The 19276-nt window shown below is 64.7% G+C and carries 16 protein-coding genes; 14 read left to right on the top strand and 2 right to left on the bottom strand.

What is annotated here, in order from left to right; translation table 11 throughout:
• Window positions 1-31 precede the first annotated feature (31 nt).
• Window positions 32-2263, top strand: coding sequence for a CHASE2 domain-containing protein (locus ACFDR6_RS02085; protein WP_317241256.1), 2232 nt, complete (start codon window positions 32-34; stop codon window positions 2261-2263).
• 151 nt (window positions 2264-2414) lie between these two features.
• Here the strand turns inward: ACFDR6_RS02085 and ACFDR6_RS02080 are convergent, their stop codons facing one another.
• The gene (locus tag ACFDR6_RS02080) at window positions 2415-4010 is read right to left on the bottom strand and encodes an ABC transporter substrate-binding protein (RefSeq protein WP_212087624.1); all 1596 of its coding nucleotides are present in this window, start codon (window positions 4008-4010) and stop codon (window positions 2415-2417) included.
• Window positions 4011-4209: 199 nt separating this feature from the next.
• Here ACFDR6_RS02080 and ACFDR6_RS02075 point away from each other — a divergent pair, with 199 nt between their 5' ends.
• From ACFDR6_RS02075 to ACFDR6_RS02020, 12 genes are all read left to right on the top strand, one after another.
• On the top strand, window positions 4210-5868 hold the full coding sequence (locus tag ACFDR6_RS02075) for an ABC transporter substrate-binding protein (protein WP_212087626.1): 1659 nt from the start codon (window positions 4210-4212) through the stop codon (window positions 5866-5868).
• A 193-nt stretch (window positions 5869-6061) separates the two neighbouring features.
• Window positions 6062-7015 (top strand): ABC transporter permease, encoded by a 954-nt coding sequence (locus ACFDR6_RS02070; RefSeq protein ID WP_212087627.1) that lies wholly within the window; start codon window positions 6062-6064, stop codon window positions 7013-7015.
• Window positions 7016-7019: 4 nt separating this feature from the next.
• On the top strand, window positions 7020-7922 hold the full coding sequence (locus tag ACFDR6_RS02065) for an ABC transporter permease (protein ID WP_212087628.1): 903 nt from the start codon (window positions 7020-7022) through the stop codon (window positions 7920-7922).
• Window positions 7923-7924: 2 nt separating this feature from the next.
• Window positions 7925-8986: an ABC transporter ATP-binding protein gene (locus ACFDR6_RS02060; protein WP_375857197.1), complete on the top strand. Its 1062-nt coding sequence runs from the start codon at window positions 7925-7927 to the stop codon at window positions 8984-8986.
• The gene (locus ACFDR6_RS02055) at window positions 8983-9180 is read left to right on the top strand and encodes a hypothetical protein (protein WP_212087632.1); all 198 of its coding nucleotides are present in this window, start codon (window positions 8983-8985) and stop codon (window positions 9178-9180) included. Before ACFDR6_RS02060 ends, ACFDR6_RS02055 begins: the two co-directional genes overlap by 4 nt.
• Window positions 9177-10592: an amidase gene (locus ACFDR6_RS02050; protein ID WP_212087633.1), complete on the top strand. Its 1416-nt coding sequence runs from the start codon at window positions 9177-9179 to the stop codon at window positions 10590-10592. The genes ACFDR6_RS02055 and ACFDR6_RS02050 overlap by 4 nt, the downstream gene beginning before the upstream one ends.
• A complete protein-coding gene (locus ACFDR6_RS02045) occupies window positions 10589-11566 on the top strand; it encodes an ABC transporter ATP-binding protein (RefSeq protein WP_375857196.1) in 978 nt (325 codons plus the stop codon). Before ACFDR6_RS02050 ends, ACFDR6_RS02045 begins: the two co-directional genes overlap by 4 nt.
• A 168-nt stretch (window positions 11567-11734) precedes the next feature.
• On the top strand, window positions 11735-12004 hold the full coding sequence (locus tag ACFDR6_RS02040) for a GlsB/YeaQ/YmgE family stress response membrane protein (protein WP_028140658.1): 270 nt from the start codon (window positions 11735-11737) through the stop codon (window positions 12002-12004).
• 256 nt (window positions 12005-12260) lie between these two features.
• A complete protein-coding gene (locus tag ACFDR6_RS02035; protein WP_212087638.1) occupies window positions 12261-14009 on the top strand; it encodes a type I secretion system permease/ATPase in 1749 nt (582 codons plus the stop codon).
• Window positions 14006-15340, top strand: coding sequence for an HlyD family type I secretion periplasmic adaptor subunit (locus ACFDR6_RS02030; protein ID WP_212087640.1), 1335 nt, complete (start codon window positions 14006-14008; stop codon window positions 15338-15340). The genes ACFDR6_RS02035 and ACFDR6_RS02030 overlap by 4 nt, the downstream gene beginning before the upstream one ends.
• 176 nt (window positions 15341-15516) lie before the next feature.
• Window positions 15517-16986, top strand: coding sequence for an AMP nucleosidase (locus tag ACFDR6_RS02025; RefSeq protein WP_375857195.1), 1470 nt, complete (start codon window positions 15517-15519; stop codon window positions 16984-16986).
• A gap of 87 nt (window positions 16987-17073) precedes the next feature.
• The gene (locus tag ACFDR6_RS02020) at window positions 17074-17340 is read left to right on the top strand and encodes a DUF1488 family protein (protein ID WP_375857194.1); all 267 of its coding nucleotides are present in this window, start codon (window positions 17074-17076) and stop codon (window positions 17338-17340) included.
• Window positions 17341-17579: 239 nt separating this feature from the next.
• On the opposite strand, the gene ACFDR6_RS02015 is transcribed toward ACFDR6_RS02020, so the two are convergent.
• Window positions 17580-18062: a CinA family protein gene (locus ACFDR6_RS02015; protein ID WP_375857193.1), complete on the bottom strand. Its 483-nt coding sequence runs from the start codon at window positions 18060-18062 to the stop codon at window positions 17580-17582.
• Window positions 18063-18206: 144 nt separating this feature from the next.
• Between ACFDR6_RS02015 and ACFDR6_RS02010 the strand changes: the two genes are divergently transcribed.
• The gene (locus ACFDR6_RS02010; RefSeq protein WP_375857192.1) at window positions 18207-19265 is read left to right on the top strand and encodes an amidohydrolase family protein; all 1059 of its coding nucleotides are present in this window, start codon (window positions 18207-18209) and stop codon (window positions 19263-19265) included.
• Window positions 19266-19276 lie beyond the last annotated feature (11 nt).

The following is a 19276-nucleotide window of genomic DNA, read 5'->3' as shown; positions in this document are numbered from 1 at the left end:
GCCCGCCGCAAAAGCGTGATATCCATCCATCATGAAACGGCTCAAAATCCTGCGGCGGTGGTTTGCGCGCAAGTTCGGCCTTGCGCGGCTGATGTGCCTTGCGCTGCTGGTCCTGTTTGCCGGCGCGCGCCTCTGGGATCCGCCGCCGATCCAGGAATTGCGGCTGCGCACCTTCGACATGTTCCAGCTGATCGACCCCCGCCAGAAGGCGGCGCGGCCGGTCACCATCGTCGACATCGACGACAAGAGCCTCGCCAGGCTCGGGCAATGGCCGTGGCCGCGGACGCGGATCGCGGATATGATCCAGAACCTGACCAATCACGGCGCGGTCGTGATCGGTTTCGACGTGGTGTTCTCGGAGGCCGACCGTCTCAATCCGGATCTGGTCGCGGGCCAGATGCGCTCGCTGGACGAGGCGACCCGCGCCAAGCTCCGCGAACTGCCGAGCAACGACCAGATCCTCGCCGACGCGATCAAGCGCTCGCGCGTGGTGCTGGGCGAGACCGGGCTGCCCGAGGTCCTGTCCGAGCTGGACAAGTCACTTCCGTTCACCGGCGTCGCGACCGTCGGCGAGGAGGGGGCCGAACGGTTCCTGTTCGAATTCCCCGGCTTGTTGCGCAACGTGCCGGTCATCGAGAAGGCCGCGGCCGGCCGCGGCCTGTTCTCGATCAGGACCGAGCGCGATGGATTGATTCGCCGCGTGCCGATGATCATGCTCGCCCAGGGCAACATCATGCCCTCGCTCAGCCTCGAGATCCTGCGCGTTGCGACCGGCACGCCGACGCTGCTTGTGAGGACCGACAAGACCGGCCTCAAGGGCGTCCGCCTCAAGGGCGTGGAAATCCCGACCGACCGGAACGGCCAGCTCTGGGTCCACTATGCCCGCCGCGATCCCTCGATCTATGTCTCGGCCGTCGATGTCATCGACAACATCGTACCGGCCGCCAAGATCGCCGGCAAGCTGGTGCTGGTCGGCACCTCCGCCGGCGGGTTGAACGACATCAAGACCACGCCGGTGTCCCGGGCCATGCCGGGGGTCGAGATCCACGCTCAGGTGCTCGAAAGCGTGCTGAGCAAGGCGGTCATTTCGCAGCCGAACTATGCGCTCGGTGTCGAGCTGATCGCGGCGTTGATCATCGGCCTGCTGGTCATCATCTTCACGCCGAATCTCGGACCGGTGCGCCTGGTGCTCGCTGGCGCTGCCTTTGCCGCCATCCTGGTCGGCGTGTCCTGGTTCTTCTACGCGCAGCATCGCTACCTCATCGACTTCACCTATCCGCTGCTCTCGACCACCGCGATCTATCTGACCCTGATCTTCGCCAGCTTCGTGCGCGAGCAGCGCCAGCGCGTGCAGATCCGCGGCATGTTCGCGCAGTACATGTCGCCGGTCCTGGTCGAGCAGCTGGCGCAGTCGCCGGAAAAGCTCGTGCTCGGCGGCGAGGAGCGCGAGATGACGATCATGTTCTCCGACGTGCGCGGCTTCACGACGATCTCGGAAAGCTACAAGCACGACCCGCAAGGCCTGATCGCGCTGATGAATCGCTTCCTGACGCCGCTGACCGACGTGATCATCGACCGGAAGGGGTATATCGACAAGTACATGGGCGACGCCATCATGGCGTTCTGGAACGCGCCGCTCGACGATGCCGAACATGAGGTCAATGCCTGCGAGGCCGCGATCCGGATGCTCGAGCAGATCGACGCGGTCAACAAGGAGCGCGAGGAGGAGGCCGCCGAGGGCGGCCATGTCTACATTCCGCTCAATGTCGGCATCGGCCTCAACACCGGCATCGGCGTCGTCGGCAATATGGGCTCCGACCTGAAGAAGAACTATTCGGTGCTCGGCGACAGCGTGAACCTCGCCTCGCGTCTGGAAGGCCAGTCGAAGGAATACGGCTTTCCCATCATCGTGGGCTCCAGGACCGCGCTTGCCGTCAAGGATAAATTCGCGATCCTCGAGCTCGACTTCATCATGGTGAAGGGCAAGACCGAGCCGGAGGTGATCTATGCCATCGCCGGTCGCGAGGACGTGATGCATTCGGCCGCCTTCCAGCGCCTGCGCAACATCACCATCGAGATGCTCGGCTGCTACCGTGGCCGCGACTGGCAGGGTGCGCTGGATGCGATCGAACGCGGCCGTCGCAGCGAAGATGCCGACACGCTGGAAAAGCTGTTCAGGCTCTACGAGGCCCGCATCAAGGAGTTCCAGATCAATCCACCGGCCGAGGGCTGGACCGGAGCGTATGCGCTGCTGACGAAGTAGTGGAGTCAGATGTGGTTTGAAGGCAGCCACATATGCGCTGCCGTCCCGAACGCAGGGACTGCCTCTGGTTATGGGTCCCGGGTCTGCGCTGCCGCTTGCCCGGGACGACGGTGATGGTTGGCTACCGCAGCGATGTCCGGCGTTGCCGCTCTCACTCCATCCCGATCGTCGTCAGATCCTGAAACCAGTGCTGCGCCTGCACGAACTGCTTGATCTTCGGCGACAGCGCGTGCGGATTGGTGTCGTGGACGACCCACACCAGCGTGGCATCGTCCACGATCAGGGCATGCGCCTGCGCCAGCAGCGCGTCCTGCTTGACGGAATCGAACGTCTGCTTGGCCTCGTCGATCAGCGCGTCGACCTTCGGGTTCTTGTAGCCGCCCCAATTGACGCCGACGGGCGCGATCTGGCCCGAGTGGAAGAAGCGGACGATGGCGTAGAGCGGATCTGACGTGACATAGGCGATGTTGTTGGCGGTGATGCCGGCGTTCATCTCGTCGGCCGCGCCCTTGCGCCAGTGCGTGTAGAGCGTCTCGAGCTCGACCACCTTGAAGTCGATGTCGATACCGATCTCCTTGAAACTCTGCTGCAGGAATTCATTCATCGGCAGCGACAGCATCTGGCCGGTGCCGCCTTGCGCGATGATGAAGGTGGCCTTCAGCGGCTTCGCCTTGGAATAGCCGGCCTCCTCGACCAGCTTCTTCGCCGCGGCCAGATCATATTTGAGCTCGAAGCCCGGCTTGCCGAACCATGGGCTCGACGGGTCGACCTGGCCCTTCGCGGGCTTTGCGAGGCCATTCATCAAGCCGACCACCGCATCGCGATCGATTGCGAGGTTCAGCGCCTTGCGCAGGCGGATATCGGTCCAGGGCGAGCCCGGCAGCACGCTGAGATGATAATTCCAGACATGGGGCGTGACGTTGTCGACGAGCTTCATGCCCGCGGCCTTGAGCTGCGGCACGGCATCCGGTGCCGGCGTCTCGATCAGGTCGACCTGCCCCGCAAGCAGCGCATTGGTGCGTGTCAGCGCTTCCGGCATCGGCACGAGCACGATCTTGTCGGCCTTGGGGATGCGCTTCTTGTTCCAATAATCCGGATTCCTGCTGAGCTCGGCGAGCTCGCGCGGCACCAGTTTTGTCAATTTGAACGGCCCGGTGCCGGAGGGCTGGCTCGCGAACTTGTCCCAATCCTTGCCCAGCTTCTCATACTGCGCGGGGCTCGAGACCAGGAACCACAGCATCTGGTAGGGGAAGAAGGAATCGACCGTCTTGGTCGTGATCTCCACCGTGAAGTCGTCGATCTTGGCGTAGCTTGCGACGGAGGGCAGGCGGGTCTTAACCTGCGCGCTCTGCCGCTTGTCGAATTGCGGCGCCTTGTCGTTGAGCACCTTGTCCAGATTCCAGATCACCGCATCGGCGTTGAACTCGCTGCCGTCGTGAAACTTGACGCCCTTGCGAAGCGTGAAGCGCCATTTGGTCTTGTCGGTGTCATCGACCTTCCACTCGGTCGCGAGCCCCGGCACCAGCTTGCCGGGACGGTCGCTGACGTCCATCTCCCAGGCCACCAGGGGATCGTAGATCGTGTACGCCGTGAACTGATAGGCGCCGGCACCGCGATCGGGCTGCCCCGTCGTCAGCGGGATATCCGCCATCGAGATGCCGTAGCGCACCACCGTTTCGGCGCGCGCCGAGAGTGCGAACGACGCCAGCGCAAGCACGGCGAGACAGGTCGATAAACGAAGACGCATGGCCCAAAGCTCCCAACGAATTTCGGAGCCTGACCTGCAATCTTGATGCCAGAATAGGCAGCGTGATGCACTTACCCGCGCGCGGGCCACAAGGACTTGTCGTCGCAGTGACAAATGACAGAATAAGTTTCTCTTTGGCATAGCCATTGCATACGATTGCATCAAAAATAGTCATCGAAGCCGGAAAAGGATTAAGGCGATGCTTACCAAGAAGACTACACGCGCGGCATTGATCGCGGTGCTCGCTCTAACGACTGCCGCTGCATGGCCGCGTGCGGTCAGCGCCCAGACTGTGCTGCGTATCGGCATGACCGCTGCCGATATTCCACGCACGCTGGGCCAGCCGGATCAGGGTTTTGAGGGCAACCGCTTCACCGGCCTTACCATGTATGACGCGCTCACCGGCTGGGATTTGTCCTCCGCCGACAAGGCGAGCGTGGTGATCCCTGGCCTTGCCACCGAGTGGAAGGTCGATGATGCCGACAAGACCAAATGGGTCTTCAAGCTGCGCCCCGGCGTGACTTTCCACGACGGCTCGCCCTTCAATGCGGACGCCGTGGTGTGGAACGTCGAGAAGGTGCTGAAGCAGGATGCGCCGCAATTCGACGCCAGCCAGGTCGGCGTCACGGCCTCGCGCATGCCGACGCTGGCCTCCGCCAAGAAGATCGACGACATGACCGTCGAGCTCACCACCAAGGAGCCCGACAGCTTCCTGCCGATCAACCTCACCAACCTCTTCATGGCGAGTCCTGCGAAGTGGCAGCACTTCTATGACAAGGCCGAAGGCGCTGATGCCAAGGCGAAATCGCAGGCCGCATGGACTGCGTTTGCCAAGGACGCAGCGGGCACCGGTCCGTGGAAAATGGCGAGCTTCACGCCGCGCGAGCGGCTCGAGCTGGTGAAGAATGCGGCCTACTGGAACAAGGATCGCGTGCCCAAGGTCGACAAGATGGTGCTCTTGCCGATGCCGGAGGCAAACGCGCGCACCGCGGCGCTGCTCTCCGGGCAGGTCGATTGGGTCGAGGCGCCCGCGCCGGATGCGTTGCCCGAATTGAAGCAGCGCGGCTTCAAGCTCTACGCCAACGAGCAGCCGCATGTCTGGCCCTGGCAGTTCTCGCGCGTCGAGGGTTCGCCCTGGAACGATATCCGCGTGCGCAAGGCGGCGAACCTCTGCATCGATCGCGAAGGCCTCAGGGACGGCCTGCTCGCCGGGTTGATGGTGCCCGCGACCGGCACTTTCGAGCCCGGCCATCCCTGGCGCGGCAAGCCGAGCTTTCAGATCAAGTATGACAAGGCGGCTGCGCAAAAGCTGATGCAGGAGGCCGGATTCGGTCCGAGCAAGAAGCTGACGGTCAAGACCCAGACCTCGGCGTCGGGCTCGGGACAGATGCAGCCACTGGCGATGAACGAATATCTCCAGCAGGCGCTCGCCGACTGCTATTTCGACGTGAAGCTCGACGTCATCGAATGGAATACGCTGTTCACCAACTGGCGCCGCGGCGCCAAGGACCCCTCGGCCAACGGCTCGAACGCGACCAACGTCACCTATGCGGCGATGGACCCGTTCTTCGCGCTGGTGCGCTTCCTGCAATCGGGTATGGCTCCGCCGGTCTCGAACAATTGGGGCTTCATCAACGACCCCAAGTTCGACGAGCTGGTGAAGAAGGCTCGCCAAACCTTCGATCCCGCCGCGCGTGACGCCGCGCTCGCCGAGCTGCACGCGGCCTCGGTCGATGATGCGGCGTTCCTCTACGTTGCCCACGACGTCGGCCCCCGCGCCATGAGCCCCAAGGTGACGGGCGTCGTGCAGCCGAAGAGCTGGTTCATCGACTTCTCGCCGGTGTCGATCGCGCAGTAGTGAGTGCCATACGCTCAGTGCACCCTCTCCCCTCGTGGGAGAGGGTGGCTTCGCGAAAGCGAAGCCGGGTGAGGGGTCTCTCTCCGCAGATAACCCTCTCGCGTTCGTAACGACTCTCTCCGCGGATAGAACCCTCATCCGGCGCTTCGCGCCACCTTCTCCCACAAGGGGGGAGGGAAGAAGAAGAAACAACGTGCTCGCCTATATCGCCAGACGCATTGTCTATGTCGTTCCGATCGTCATCAGCGTGGCGCTGGTGTGCTTCCTGCTCGTGCACATCACGCCGGGCGATCCGCTTGTGGCGGTGCTGCCGGCCGACGCCTCGCAGGAGCTTGCCGCGCAACTGCGTACCGCCTATGGCTTCGATCGCCCGCTGCCGGTGCAATTCGGGCTATGGTTGCTCCGGGCCCTTCATGGCGATCTCGGCAATTCCATCGCCACCGGCCGCCCCGTGCTCGCCGAGGTCATGCGCGCCGTCGGCAACACCGTCACGCTGGCGATCGCCGCCGCGATCATTGGCTTCACCATGGGCATCCTGCTCGGCCTGATCGCCGGCTATTTCCGCGAGACCTGGATCGACAAGATCGCGACCTCCTTCGCCATCGCCGGCGTGTCGGTGCCGCATTACTGGCTCGGCATGGTACTGGTCATCATCTTCTCGGTGCAGCTGAACTGGCTGCCCGCGGTCGGCGCCGGGCCGAACGGCTCCAACTCATGGGCCTGGGACTGGGCGCATCTGAAATATCTGGTGCTGCCGGCGATCACGACGTCGGTGATCCCCATGGGCATCGTCACCCGCACCGTGCGCGCGCTCACCGGCGACATCCTCAGCCAGGACTTCGTCGAGGCCTTGCGCGCAAAAGGCCTGCATGAGCGCGGCGTCTTCCGCCACGTCATCAAGAACGCCGCGCCCACGGCGCTTGCGGTGATGGGACTTCAGCTCGGCTATATGCTCGGCGGCTCGATCCTGATCGAGACCGTGTTCTCCTGGCCGGGATCGGGCTTCCTGCTCAATTCGGCGATCTTCCAGCGCGATCTGCCGCTGCTGCAGGGCACGATCCTGATCCTGGCGCTGTTCTTCGTCTTCCTCAATCTCCTGGTCGACATCGCGCAAGCCGCGATCGATCCGCGAATCAAGCGGGGCTAGCGGAATGAGCGAGCTTCCATTGTCTGCGACCGCCGATTCCGCGCTGCAGGTCGCGCCCGCCACCAGGGCGCGCGGATATTGGGCGACCGTCGGCCGCCGCATCAGGCGCGACAAGGTCAGCATGGCCTGCGCGGTGGTGCTGCTGTTGATCGTCCTCTCCGCGATCCTCGCGCCATGGCTGGGTCTGGAGGATCCCTACAAGGGATCGATGATCCGCCGCCTGCGCCACATCGGCACAGCGGGCTACCCGCTCGGGACGGACGAACTCGGCCGCGACATGCTGGCGCGCCTGATCTATGGCGGACGGCTGTCGCTGGTCATCGGCATCCTGCCCGTGATCCTCGCCTTCTGCATCGGCACCTCGCTCGGTCTCGTTGCCGGCTATGTCGGCGGCAAGCTCAACACCGCGATCATGCGCACGATCGACGTGTTCTACGCTTTTCCTTCCGTGTTGCTGGCGATTGCGATCTCCGGCGCGCTGGGGGCCGGCATCCTCAATTCCATCGTGTCGCTGACGGTCGTGTTCGTGCCGCAGATCACCCGCGTCGCCGAGAGCGTCACCACGGGCGTGCGCAACATGGATTTCGTCGAGGCCGCGCGTGCCTCTGGCGCAGGGCCCTTCACAATCATGCGCGTGCACATCCTCGGCAATGTGCTGGGGTCGATCTTCGTCTATGCGACCAGTCTCATTTCGGTTTCGATGATCCTCGCCGCCGGTCTTTCCTTCCTCGGTCTCGGCACCAAGCCGCCGGAGCCGGAATGGGGGTTGATGCTGAACACCTTGCGAACCGCGATCTACGTCAATCCCTGGGTCGCAGCATTGCCGGGCGCGATGATCTTCGCGGTCTCGATCTGCTTCAACCTGCTCTCGGACGGCCTGCGCAGCGCCATGGACATCAGGAACTAGCGATGAGCGAGAACAGCGCATCCGTCGAAATGCTGGAGCAGGTCGAGGACGTCGGTGGCGTGGCGCAGCCGCTGCTTCAGGTCAACGGGCTGACCAAGCATTTTCCCGTGCGCGGCGGGCTGTTCGCCGCCAAGCGTACCGTGCGCGCCGTCGACGATGTCTCCTTCACTGTCGCCAAGGGCGAGACCGTCGGCATCGTCGGCGAGTCCGGCTGCGGCAAGTCGACCACGGCGCGGCTGCTGATGCATCTGATGCCGCGCGATACTGGCGACATCATCTATGACGGCATGACCGTCGGACAGTCGCTGTCGCTGCGCGAGCTGCGCCGCGGCATGCAGATGGTGTTCCAGGATTCCTACGCCTCGCTCAATCCGCGCCTGACAATCGAGGAATCGATCGCCTTCGGCCCCAAGGTCCACGGCATGGCCGACGGCGCGGCGCGCGCCCTCGCGCGCGAGCTGCTCGGCAAGGTCGGCCTGCGCCCGGAGAACTTCGCGAGCCGTTATCCGCACGAGATCTCCGGCGGCCAGCGCCAGCGGGTCAACATCGCGCGCGCGCTGGCATTGTCGCCAAGGCTGGTGATCCTGGATGAGGCCGTCTCCGCGCTCGACAAATCCGTCGAGGCGCAGGTGCTCAATCTGCTCGCCGACCTCAAGCGCGAGTTCGGGTTGACCTACCTGTTCATTAGCCACGACCTCAACGTGGTCCGCTACATTTCGGACCGTGTGCTGGTGATGTATCTCGGCGAGGTCGTCGAGCTCGGCCCGGTCGACCAGGTCTGGGATCGGCCTGCGCATCCCTATACGAGCGCGCTGCTGGCCGCGATGCCGTCCTCGGATCCCGACAGGCGCACCGAGACGCCGCCGATCACGGGCGATCCGCCCAATCCGATCGATCCGCCCTCGGGCTGCCGCTTCCACACGCGCTGCCCGTTTGCGGAGCCGCTCTGCGCAAATGCGACACCAAAGCTCACAGCTCTGGATAGAATGGGCCACGAGGCCGCGTGCTACATGGCGATACCGGGCTCAGGCCATAGCCGCGCGCCCAGGGAGAAGACCGCATGACGAGACCGACACCGAAAGAGATCAAGCCCATCGCGCAAATCGCAGGCGTCCCCGTGGATGATGAGATCGCAACGCGCATCTCCAATTCCATCGGGCCCGCCTTCGAAGGCTTCGAGGCCATCGCCGGCACGCTGCCGTTCGACCTCGAGCCCGCCGGCTATGTGCTCGCGCAGACGCAGAAGGTCTCGAAATGAGCACTGAGCCTGCATTGATGACGCTCACCGAGGTCGCGCGCGCGATCGCGATGAAGCAGGTATCCTCGCATGAGGCGACGCGCGCGCTGCTGCACCGCATCGCGCAGTGGCAGCCGCATCTCAACGCCTTCATGTCGGTCGAGGCCGAGGCTGCATTGAAGGCGGCCGAAGCTGCCGATTCCGAGCTCGCCAAGGGCAATGTCCGCGGTCCCTTGCATGGCGTGCCTCTCGCGCACAAGGACATGTATTACGATGCCGGCAAGGTTTCGACCTGCGGCTCGCTGATCCGCCGCGATTTCGTGCCGACCGTGACTTCCACCGCCTTGCAGCGGCTGAAGGACGCCGGACAGGTGCGCCTCGGCACGCTGCATCTGGCGGAGTTCGCCTACGGCCCGACCGGCCATAACGCCCATTATGGTCCGGTGCGCAATCCGTGGAACGTCGCCCACATTACCGGCGGTTCCTCGTCGGGCTCGGGCTCGGCGGTTGCCGCGCGTTTGACCTATGCGGCGCTTGGCTCGGACACCGGCGGATCGATCCGCATGCCCGCGCATTTCTGCGGCGTCACCGGCCTCAAGACGACCGTGGGCCGCGTCAGCCGCGCCGGCGCAATGCCGCTGTCGCAATCGCTCGACACGGTCGGTCCGCTCGCACGGACCGCCGAGGATTGCGCGCTGCTGCTGGCTTTGATGGCCGGCCCAGACCCCGCCGATTCGACATGCAGCCACGAGCCGCTGTCGGACTATGTCGCTGCGACCAAGGGCTCGCTGAAGGGCCTCAAGATCGGCGTGCCCGGGACCTTTTATGTCGACGATCTCGACAGCGAGGTCGCGCGCGTGCTGGACGAGACCATCGCGGTGCTGAAGCGCGAGGGCGCCGACATCGTCAAGGTCGAGCTGCCGGACCAACGGCAATTGTCCGCGGCGAGCCAGCTCGTGCTCGCCGCGGAAGCTGCCGCCTTCCACAAGCGCTGGATGATCGAGCGTCCGCAGGATTATGGCCCGCAGGTGCTGATGCGGCTTCAGAACGGCCTCGCCGTTCCCGCCATCACCTATCTCGAGGCGATGCGCTGGCGCGGTCCGGCACTCGCCGCGCACAACGCAGCCACCGCCGGCGTCGACGCGATCATCGCACCGGCCTCGCCGGTGCCTGCGCCGACCATCGAGGAGAGCGATGTCGGCGGCGGACCGAACGCGCCGGCCATGGTGCAGCGCCTGACGTTGTTCACCCGCCCGGTGAACTATCTCGGCCTGCCGTCGCTCACGGTGCCCTCCGGCTTTACCAGAAGCGGCCTGCCGGTCGGCATGCAACTGATCGGCCGTTCCTTCGACGAAGCCACCCTGCTCACCATCGGCGCCGCCTTCCAGCGCGTCACCGACTATCACGATCGATTGCCGAAACTGCCGTCATGACCAACCTCGTCGAGATCTCAGGCCTCAACATCCGCTTCACCGGCGAGCGCACGGTCTATGCCGTGAACGATCTCAGCCTCTCGCTCGGAACCAGCGAGGTGCTGGGCCTGCTCGGCGAGTCCGGCTCCGGCAAGAGCGTGACATTGCGGGCGTTGATGCGGCTATTGCCGAAGAAGCGCACGCAGATCTCGGGCAGGGTCAACGTGATGGGCCGCGATGTGCTCGCCATGAACGACGAGGAGCTGTCGGCGTTCCGCGGCCAGACCGTCTCGATGATCTTCCAGGAGCCGGCACTGGCACTCGACCCGGTCTACACCATCGGGGCGCAGATCGCTGAAAGCGTGGTGCGGCACGAAGGAAAATCTCATGCGGAGGGCAGGGCGCGGGCGCTCGAGATGCTCGAGGTCGTGCGCATTCCCTCGGCCAAGCGCCGGCTGGACGCCTATCCGCACGAGATGTCCGGCGGCATGCGGCAGCGCGCGATGATTGCGCTGGCGCTGGCCTGCCGGCCCAAGATCCTGCTCGCGGACGAGCCGACCACGGCGCTCGATGCCACCGTGCAGATCCAGATCCTGTTGCTGCTTCGCGAGCTGCAGCGCGAGTTCGGCATGTCCGTCATCTTCGTTACCCACGACATCGGCGTCGCCATCGAGATCTGCGACCGGGTTGCGGTGATGTATGCCGGCCAGATCGTGGAGCAGGGCAGCTTGCGCGACATCGTCCGCAGCCCGGTGCACCCCTACGCCAAGGGCCTGCTTGCCTCGACCGTCCACGGCGCCAAGCGCGGGCAGCGCCTCGAAACCATTCCCGGCACGCCGCCCTCGCTGGCCGAACAGCCCCACAACTGCTCCTTCGCTCCCCGCTGCGCGGCGGCCCAGCCTCGTTGCCTGGAGCAATTGCCTGCAAATGTGGAGGTCGGGCCGGGCCGGGCGGCGCGATGTGTGCTGGCGGAGCAGGCGGCCGCAATGCCGTAATACGCCCTTCGAAATTTCTCTGCGACAACACCGACTTGGCTACTGTGCATGGGGTTGTTTTTCGACTTTTTCTGTTTCCGGCCTCAACCGGCCGCCGGGGAACAGCATTCACACCTCATTCATTCCGGTTCCCGTTCCATGGCGCGGTCACGGAGAGGGACCTCACTTATGCACATTTCCAACGAAGGCCTGCTTGTCATCCTGTTCGTCGGCCTGGTGGCCGGCTGGCTCGCCGGCAAGGTGGTGCGCGGGACCGGGTTCGGCATTATCGGCGATATCGTGGTCGGCATCGCCGGCGCGCTGGTGGCGAGCTTCCTGTTTCCGAAGCTCGGCATTCGTCTTGGCACCGGCCTTGTGTCGGAGATCGTCTATTCCGCCATCGGCGCGGTCATCCTGCTGCTGGTGGTGCGGCTGGTGCGTGGCGGGGGTCGGTTCTAGCCCGCGCCCGACGGATCGGAACTTTCGCGCTCTGGTTTTTCCGGGAAGAGCCTGAAAGACCGCAAGAAAAAGCCGCAAGCCTGTGAAAATCCGGACTTGCGCGCGAGGCCACCAGGGGTAGATGTGGCTCATGAAGGCCTAGATTAGGTCGGCCGCGTTGGACAGGCGGAAAACGCCATATTAATCCGAGTCAAGTACTCCTGATTTCGCCTTTGAAATCAGGGGCTTTGCCTCTCACCGGAAAGAGATCAGACTGATGGCAGCCATCCCTGGCGCCCGCCGTTCAGAGCTCGGTGACGCCATGCGCGCTTGTCGCACGGCGTTCGTCGGCGTCGGCTTGATGAGCTGCATGATCAACCTGCTCTATCTGACCGGGTCGATCTTCATGCTGGAGGTCTACGACCGGGTGCTGCCGAGCCGCAGCATCCCCACCCTCGTCGGCCTTATCATCCTCGCCAGCTTCCTCTACATGGCGCAGGGCCTGCTCGACATGATCCGCAACCGGATCCTCGGACGGATCGGCACCGCGCTGGACGAAGCCCTCAACAAGCGCGTGTTCGACACCATCGTGCGCCTGCCGCTCCTGGTCGGCAGCCGCAACGAAGGGCTTCAGCCGCTGCGTGATCTCGACAATGTCCGCTCCTTCCTCGGCAGCATGGGTCCGAGCGCGTTCTTCGATCTGCCCTGGCTGCCGCTCTATCTCGCCATCTGCTTCGCCTTCCACGTCATGATCGGCGTCACCGCCTTGATCGGCGCCATCATCCTGGTCGGCCTGACGCTGGTCACCGAATTCATGTCCCGCCAGCCGGCGAAGGAGGCGATGGGACTTGCCGCGCAGCGCAACGATATCGCCCAGGCCAGCCGCCGCAACGCCGAGGTCATGGTGTCGATGGGCATGGCCGGCCGGATGAACGCGCGCTGGAGCGAGGCCAACGAAAAATACCTCGCCGGCAATCAGCGTGCGAGCGATGTCGCCGGCGGTCTGGGCGCGGTCGCAAAGGTGCTCCGCATGATGCTGCAATCGGCCGTGCTCGCGGTCGGTGCCTATCTCGTCATTCACCAGGAGGCGACCGCCGGCATCATCATCGCCGGCTCGATCCTCTCCGCCCGCGCGCTTGCACCGGTCGATCTCGCCATCGCGCACTGGAAATCCTTCGTCGCGGCACGCCAGAGCTGGCATCGCCTCACCCGCCTGTTGGAGCAGATGCCGGCCCAGACGATGCCGACGCAGTTGCAGGCGCCCACCAGCCGGCTCTCGGTCGAAGGCATCGCCATGGTGCCGCCCGGGGATCAACGCCTCATCGTGCAGGACATCACCTTCGCGCTCGTGGCCGGCAACGGTCTCGGCGTGATCGGCCCGAGCGGCTCCGGCAAGTCGTCGTTGATTCGCGCGCTGGTCGGGGTCTGGCAGCCGGTGCGCGGCAAGGTGCGGCTCGACGGTGCGGCGCTCGATCAATGGTCGTCCGACATGCTCGGCCGGCACATCGGCTATCTGCCGCAGGACGTCGAATTGTTCGGCGGCACCATCGCGCAGAACATCAGCCGATTCGATCCCGAGGCGACCTCCGACGCCATCATCGCGGCGGCGAAAGAAGCCGGCGTGCACGAGATGATCATCAAGATGCGCGAGGGCTACAACACGCAAGTCGGCGAGCAGGGCGCTGCGCTTTCCGCTGGCCAGGCGCAGCGCGTGGCGCTGGCGCGTGCGCTCTATGGCAACCCCTTCCTGATCGTGCTCGACGAGCCCAACTCCAATCTCGACACCGAAGGCGATGAGGCGCTGACCCGCGCCGTCCGTGCCGCGCGCGAGCGTGGCGCCATCGTCGTCGTGGTGGCGCACCGCCCGATCGGCGTCGAGGCGGTCGACCAGATCCTGGTGCTGCGCGACGGACGCATGCAGGCGTTCGGCCCGAAAGAGCAGGTGCTCGCCCAGGTGCTGCAGCCGCGCGTGACGCCGCCCGCACCGATCAAGATCGTCAGCGAAGGCGGAGTGGCCAAGCCATGAGCACGATGGCCATCGGCGGCCCGAAGCCTGCCGCGAAGAAGACCGTGCGCGAATCCATCAAGTTTCACCTGATCCTCGGCCTCGTGATCGTGCTGGTCCTGGTCGTCGGTCTCGGCGGCTGGGCGTCCACGGTGCTGATCTCGGGCGCGCTGATCGCGCCGGGGCAGATCGTGGTCGAATCCAACGTCAAGAAGGTGCAGCACCCGACCGGCGGCGTGGTCGGCGAGGTGCGCGCCCGCGACGGCGACCGGGTCAAGGCCGGCGACATCGTGGTTCGGCTCGACGACACCGTCACCAAGGCGAACCTTGCCATCGTCACCAAGAATCTCGACGCCGCGCAGGCGCGCGCGGCGCGGTTGCAGGCCGAGCAGCGCGGTGTGGACAGAATCGAATTTCCGCAGGCCCTGCTCGATCGCGCCGTCGATCCTGACGTCAAGCTGCTGCTTTCCGCCGAAACCAAGCTGTTCGACGTCCGTGTCAACGGCCGCACCGGACAGAAGGCCCAGCTACGCGAGCGCATCACGCAGCTCAACGAGGAAATCTCCGGCCTCAGCGCCCAGGAGAAGGCCAAGGACCAGGAGATCGCGCTGGTGCAGAACGAGCTCACCGGCGTGCGGGAGCTTTACGACAAGCGCCTGGTGCAGATCTCGCGCCTGACCCAGCTCGAACGCGACTCGGCCCGCCTTAACGGTGAGCGCGCGCAGTACATCGCCGCGCGCGCCCAGGCCAAGGGCAAGATCACCGAGACCGAGCTGCAGATCATCCAGGTCGACAAGGACGTGGTGAGCGAAGTCTCCAAGGACCTGCGCGAGACCAACGACAAGATCGGTGAGCTGATCGAGCGCAAGGTCGCCGCCGAAGACCAGCTTCGCCGCATCGACATCCGCGCGCCGCAGGACGGCATGGTGCTGCAATCGACGGTGCACACCGTCGGCGGCGTCATCACCGCCGGCGATGCGTTGATGCTGATCGTGCCGCAGGCCGACGATCTCCAGGTCGAAGCTAAGGTCAACCCGGTGGACATCGACAAGCTCCAGATCGGCCAGAAGACGCTGCTGCGGCTCTCTGCCTTCAACCAGCGCACCACGCCGGAGCTCAACGGCCTCGTCAGCCGCGTCTCGCCCGACGTCACCACCGACCAGCGCACCGGTCAGAGCTACTACACCATCCGCGTCTCGATGCCGGCCGAGGAGATCGCCCGCCTCGGCGACGTCAAGATGATTCCCGGCATGCCCGTGGAAGCCTTCGTCCAGACCGGCGACCGCACCATGCTGTCCTATCTGATGAAGCCGCTGCACGACCAGCTGATGCGCGCGTTCCGCGAGAAGTGACGCGCGAAAGCGCGTGATTCCGGAGATCTCGTAGGGTGGGTTAGGCGAAGCCGCAACCCACCGCTTCTGCGTCAGCAGAAGCAGAAGTGGTGGGTTATGCTGCGCTAACCCATCCTACGACACCGCCTTCTTTGCTATAGTTCGACTCGAAGCTCAGACAGCCCGGCGGTCGACCCATGCGATCTCTCCCCTCCATCGCCACCGAATCCTTCTCCGACGCGACCCTTGCCGTTGCCCGCCTCGAAGAGATCTACGAGCGCAACACGAAGTTCCTGCGCGACCGGTTCGAGGCCTATGTTGGCGGCGAAGCGATCACGACGCGGGTGCGGGCCTACTATCCGTTCGTGCGCGTCACCACCGCGACGCACGCGCGGCTGGATTCGCGTCTCGCCTATGGCTTCGTCGCCGGCCCCGGCGTGCACGAGACCAGCGTCACGCGACCGGATCTGTTCCGCAGCTATCTGGTCGAACAGATCGGGCTGCTGATCCAGAACCATGGCGTGCCTGTCGAGATCGGGGAATCCTCCGAGCCGATTCCGATCCACTTCGCCTACCGCCGCGACATCAACATCGAGGCCGCCATCACCACCAGCGAGAATTCACTTGTGACGCGGTCGCTGCGCGATGCGTTCGACGTGCCGGATCTCGCGACGATGGACGATTCCATCGCCGACGGCACGTTTGAGCTGCAGCCGGGCGCGCCCGAGCCGCTGTCGCTTTTTCGCGCTGCTCGCGTCGATTACTCGCTGCGCCGTCTCTATCATTACACCGGCACCGATCCCGAGCATTTCCAGAACTTCGTAATCTTCACCAACTACCAGTTTTATGTCGACGCATTCGCGCAAGCCTGCCAGCAGCGGCTCCAGTCCGGCGAAGCCGGCCTCGAAGCCTTCGTCGCGCCCGGCAATGTCATCACGCGCAGCGGTGGCGCGATCAGCGGGGGCGCGCCCGCGCGCACGCCGCAAATGCCGGCCTTCCACCTGGTCGCGCCGGGCTATCGCGGCATCACCCTGATCAACATCGGTACCGGTCCGTCCAACGCACGCAACGTCACCGACCACGTCGCGGTGCTGCGCCCGCATGCCTGGCTGATGCTCGGCCATTGCGCGGGCCTGCGCAACACGCAGCGGCTCGGCGACTACGTGCTCGCGCATGGCTACGTGCGCGAGGATCACGTGCTCGACCGCGAGCTGCCGCTCTGGGTGCCGATCCCGGCACTGGCCGAGATGCAGGTCGCGCTCGAAGAGGCGGTCGAGGACGTCACCGGGCTGGAAGGTTTCGAGCTGAAGCGGCTGATGCGCACGGGCACCGTCGCGAGCGTCGACAATCGCAATTGGGAGATCTCGGGCCCAGGGGTGATCCGCCGCCTGTCGCAATCGCGCGCGGTCGCGCTCGACATGGAATCGGCCGCGATCGCCGCCAATGGATACCGCTTCCGCGTGCCCTACGGCACGCTGCTCTGCGTCTCCGACAAGCCGCTGCACGGCGAGATCAAGCTCGCCGGCATGGCCAGCGAATTCTACCGCCGCCGCGTGGGCCAGCATCTGGAGATCGGCCTGAAGGCGCTGGAGCGGCTCAAGCAGCAGGAATCGGAGCGGCTGCATTCGCGAAAGCTCCGCAGTTTCGCCGAAGTCGCGTTCCAGTAGGACGAAGCCGCTCTTTGCTGCTGACAAGGCGGCGGATTTTCAGCATTGTCGGCGCGGGGGCTCGACCGGGACGACTTGATGCCGTTGATGCGCGACAAGATCATTGGCCATGATCTCGAACGGCTGGCCTTTCGCTTCACCATGCTGAACGACGACGAGGTCGTGCAGTGCCAGATCAGCGACGCCGCAATGGACGAGCTCGCGGGCATGCAGGGCACCGAAAGCAGCGCGCGGCAGGCACAATTCCTGTCGCTGCGCGAGACCATCGAGCGGATCGCGTCAGATCTGTACGACGAGGCACCGCGCTTCCAGGGCTACGTGGTGCGGATTTTCATGCGGCATCTGGGGCGGTAGCGCCGCCACGCCCGGCGCTGTCATGCCCCCCGGGCTTGCCGCCTTCGCTGAAGCTCCGGCGCGCCGATTAAACTCCGTGAGCCTCGGCGTAGCCTTGGCGGAGCCGGGACCGGGGCGTCCCACCACGCCGCGGCCTGTCGATTCCATCACGACGGCCTCGGGGTACTCGATCGCCCGGTCAAGCCCGGCGACGACAGTGGTTGAGGTGAGACGGTCCCAACTCACTCACATCGCGCAACTCATCGCTCCAGCTTCCTCAACAACAATTTCAGTGCCGTCGCCGCGAACACCTGCATGTTGGCGAACCGGTCGTTACTGCCCGTCTCCAGCGTCATCACCTCCACCGCCGGCCCCGCAACTGCCATGCAGCTGTGGCCGGCGGCATCGCCGTAGCGGTTGCCGGTGGGGCCGGCGGCCCCGGTCTCGGACAGGCCCCAGTCGCTTTTGAAGCGCGTCCGAATCTGCTCGGCCAGCAGGCTTGCGTAGGGCTCCGACGAGGAGCGAAAGCCCTTCATTCCTTCATCCGAAATATCCATCAGCACGCGCCTGGCATCGCGGGTGTAGACCACGGCGCCGCCGAGGAAATAAGCGGAGGCGCCGGGCACCGCGAGCAGGCTGGCGGAGATCAGTCCGCCGGTCGAGGACTCAGCCACCGCGACGGTCTGTTTGCTTGCGATCAGTTTGGCGGCGACCTGCTCCGCAATGCCGACGAGCTCTTTCATCTCTTTTGACCTCTCATTCCCTCGCAATCGAGCTCAGCCTTCCTAGCATATGACGGAAGCCTTGGCCGAGTTGCGGGCGACGGGCAGGCCTGCTTGAATAGCGGGAACACAAGTCGAGAGACGAGGAAACGCAAAGGAGACCTCATGGCGTCCCTGATCGCGGGCGGGGTCGATTGCGATGTGCATCCGGCCGTGCCGCATCTGACCAGCCTTTTGCCGTACCTGAACGACTACTGGCGCGATCAGGTGACGACGCGTGGCATGGCCGATCTCGTCTCGCAATCCTATCCGGAGAATTCGCCGATCACGGCCCGGCCCGACTGGCGTCCCGAACGCGGCAAGCCGGGCGAGAGCCTGGAGGACATGCAGCGCCATGTGCTCGATCCTTTCAAGCTCGAGCTCGCCATATGCAATCCGCTCTACGGCGTGCAGATGGTATTTTCGGAAGACATGCAGGCAGCCTTCTGCCGCGCGCTGAACGATTGGCTCGCGAAGGAATGGCTCGATCGCGATTCCCGGCTGCGCGGCTCGATCGTGATTCCGGCGCAAAACGTCGAGAAGGCCGTTGCCGAGATCGAGCGCTGCGCACAGGACAAGCGTTTCGTGCAGGTGCTGGTGCTGGTCATGGGTGACACGCCGCTCGGCAAGCGCGCGCTGTGGCCGATCTACGAAGCCGCGGAACGTCTGGAACTTCCCGTCGGTGTCCACGCGGGTTCCGCCTATCACAATCCGCCGACCGCCGTGGGATGGGGGTCCTACCATATCGAGGATTATGTCGGGCAGGCCCAGGCGTTCCAGACCCAGCTCACCAGCCTGATCGTCGAGGGCGTGTTTGCCAAATATCCGCGGCTGAAAATGGTGATGCTGGAGTCGGGCGTCTCCTGGATCTCCCCCTATCTCTGGCGCCTGCACAAGTTCTGGCGCGGGGTGCGGATGGAGACGCCTTGGGTCGATCGTGCGCCGCTGGAGATTGTGCGCAGCAACATCCGTTTCTCGTTGCAGCCATTTGATGCACCGCCAGACGACGCGACATTAATTCGCCTGTTTGATCATATGCAGTCGGACGAATTGGTCCTATTCTCCACGGACTATCCGCACTGGCAGTTCGACGGCCAGGACGCGCTGCCCGAAGGTCTCACCCCCGATCTCGTGCGCAAGATCATGATCGACAATCCGCATGCGACCTATCCCCGCCTGAGGTGAGCCCGCTGCCA

Source organism: Bradyrhizobium tunisiense (assembly GCF_042263385.1).
Classification (GTDB): Bacteria; Pseudomonadota; Alphaproteobacteria; order Rhizobiales; family Xanthobacteraceae; genus Bradyrhizobium; species Bradyrhizobium tunisiense.
The sequence above is the reverse complement of the archived record's forward strand: the minus strand, read 5'-3'. Positions and strand labels throughout refer to the sequence as shown.

Bases quoted from the DNA above. Each gene is read 5' to 3' on its own strand.
- ACFDR6_RS02040 (WP_028140658.1), top strand. From the start codon at position 11,735: ATGCACATTTCCAACGAAGGCCTGCTTGTCATCCTGTTCGTCGGCCTG.
- ACFDR6_RS02020 (WP_375857194.1), top strand. From the start codon at position 17,074: ATGCGCGACAAGATCATTGGCCATGATCTCGAACGGCTGGCCTTTCGC.
- ACFDR6_RS02035 (WP_212087638.1), top strand. From the start codon at position 12,261: ATGGCAGCCATCCCTGGCGCCCGCCGTTCAGAGCTCGGTGACGCCATG.
- ACFDR6_RS02030 (WP_212087640.1), top strand. From the start codon at position 14,006: ATGAGCACGATGGCCATCGGCGGCCCGAAGCCTGCCGCGAAGAAGACC.
- ACFDR6_RS02045 (WP_375857196.1), top strand. From the start codon at position 10,589: ATGACCAACCTCGTCGAGATCTCAGGCCTCAACATCCGCTTCACCGGC.
- ACFDR6_RS02080 (WP_212087624.1), bottom strand. From the start codon at position 4,010: ATGCGTCTTCGTTTATCGACCTGTCTCGCCGTGCTTGCGCTGGCGTCG.
- ACFDR6_RS02085 (WP_317241256.1), top strand. From the start codon at position 32: ATGAAACGGCTCAAAATCCTGCGGCGGTGGTTTGCGCGCAAGTTCGGC.
- ACFDR6_RS02015 (WP_375857193.1), bottom strand. From the start codon at position 18,062: ATGAAAGAGCTCGTCGGCATTGCGGAGCAGGTCGCCGCCAAACTGATC.
- ACFDR6_RS02065 (WP_212087628.1), top strand. From the start codon at position 7,020: ATGAGCGAGCTTCCATTGTCTGCGACCGCCGATTCCGCGCTGCAGGTC.
- ACFDR6_RS02010 (WP_375857192.1), top strand. From the start codon at position 18,207: ATGGCGTCCCTGATCGCGGGCGGGGTCGATTGCGATGTGCATCCGGCC.
- ACFDR6_RS02025 (WP_375857195.1), top strand. From the start codon at position 15,517: ATGCGATCTCTCCCCTCCATCGCCACCGAATCCTTCTCCGACGCGACC.
- ACFDR6_RS02050 (WP_212087633.1), top strand. From the start codon at position 9,177: ATGAGCACTGAGCCTGCATTGATGACGCTCACCGAGGTCGCGCGCGCG.
- ACFDR6_RS02075 (WP_212087626.1), top strand. From the start codon at position 4,210: ATGCTTACCAAGAAGACTACACGCGCGGCATTGATCGCGGTGCTCGCT.
- ACFDR6_RS02055 (WP_212087632.1), top strand. From the start codon at position 8,983: ATGACGAGACCGACACCGAAAGAGATCAAGCCCATCGCGCAAATCGCA.
- ACFDR6_RS02060 (WP_375857197.1), top strand. From the start codon at position 7,925: ATGAGCGAGAACAGCGCATCCGTCGAAATGCTGGAGCAGGTCGAGGAC.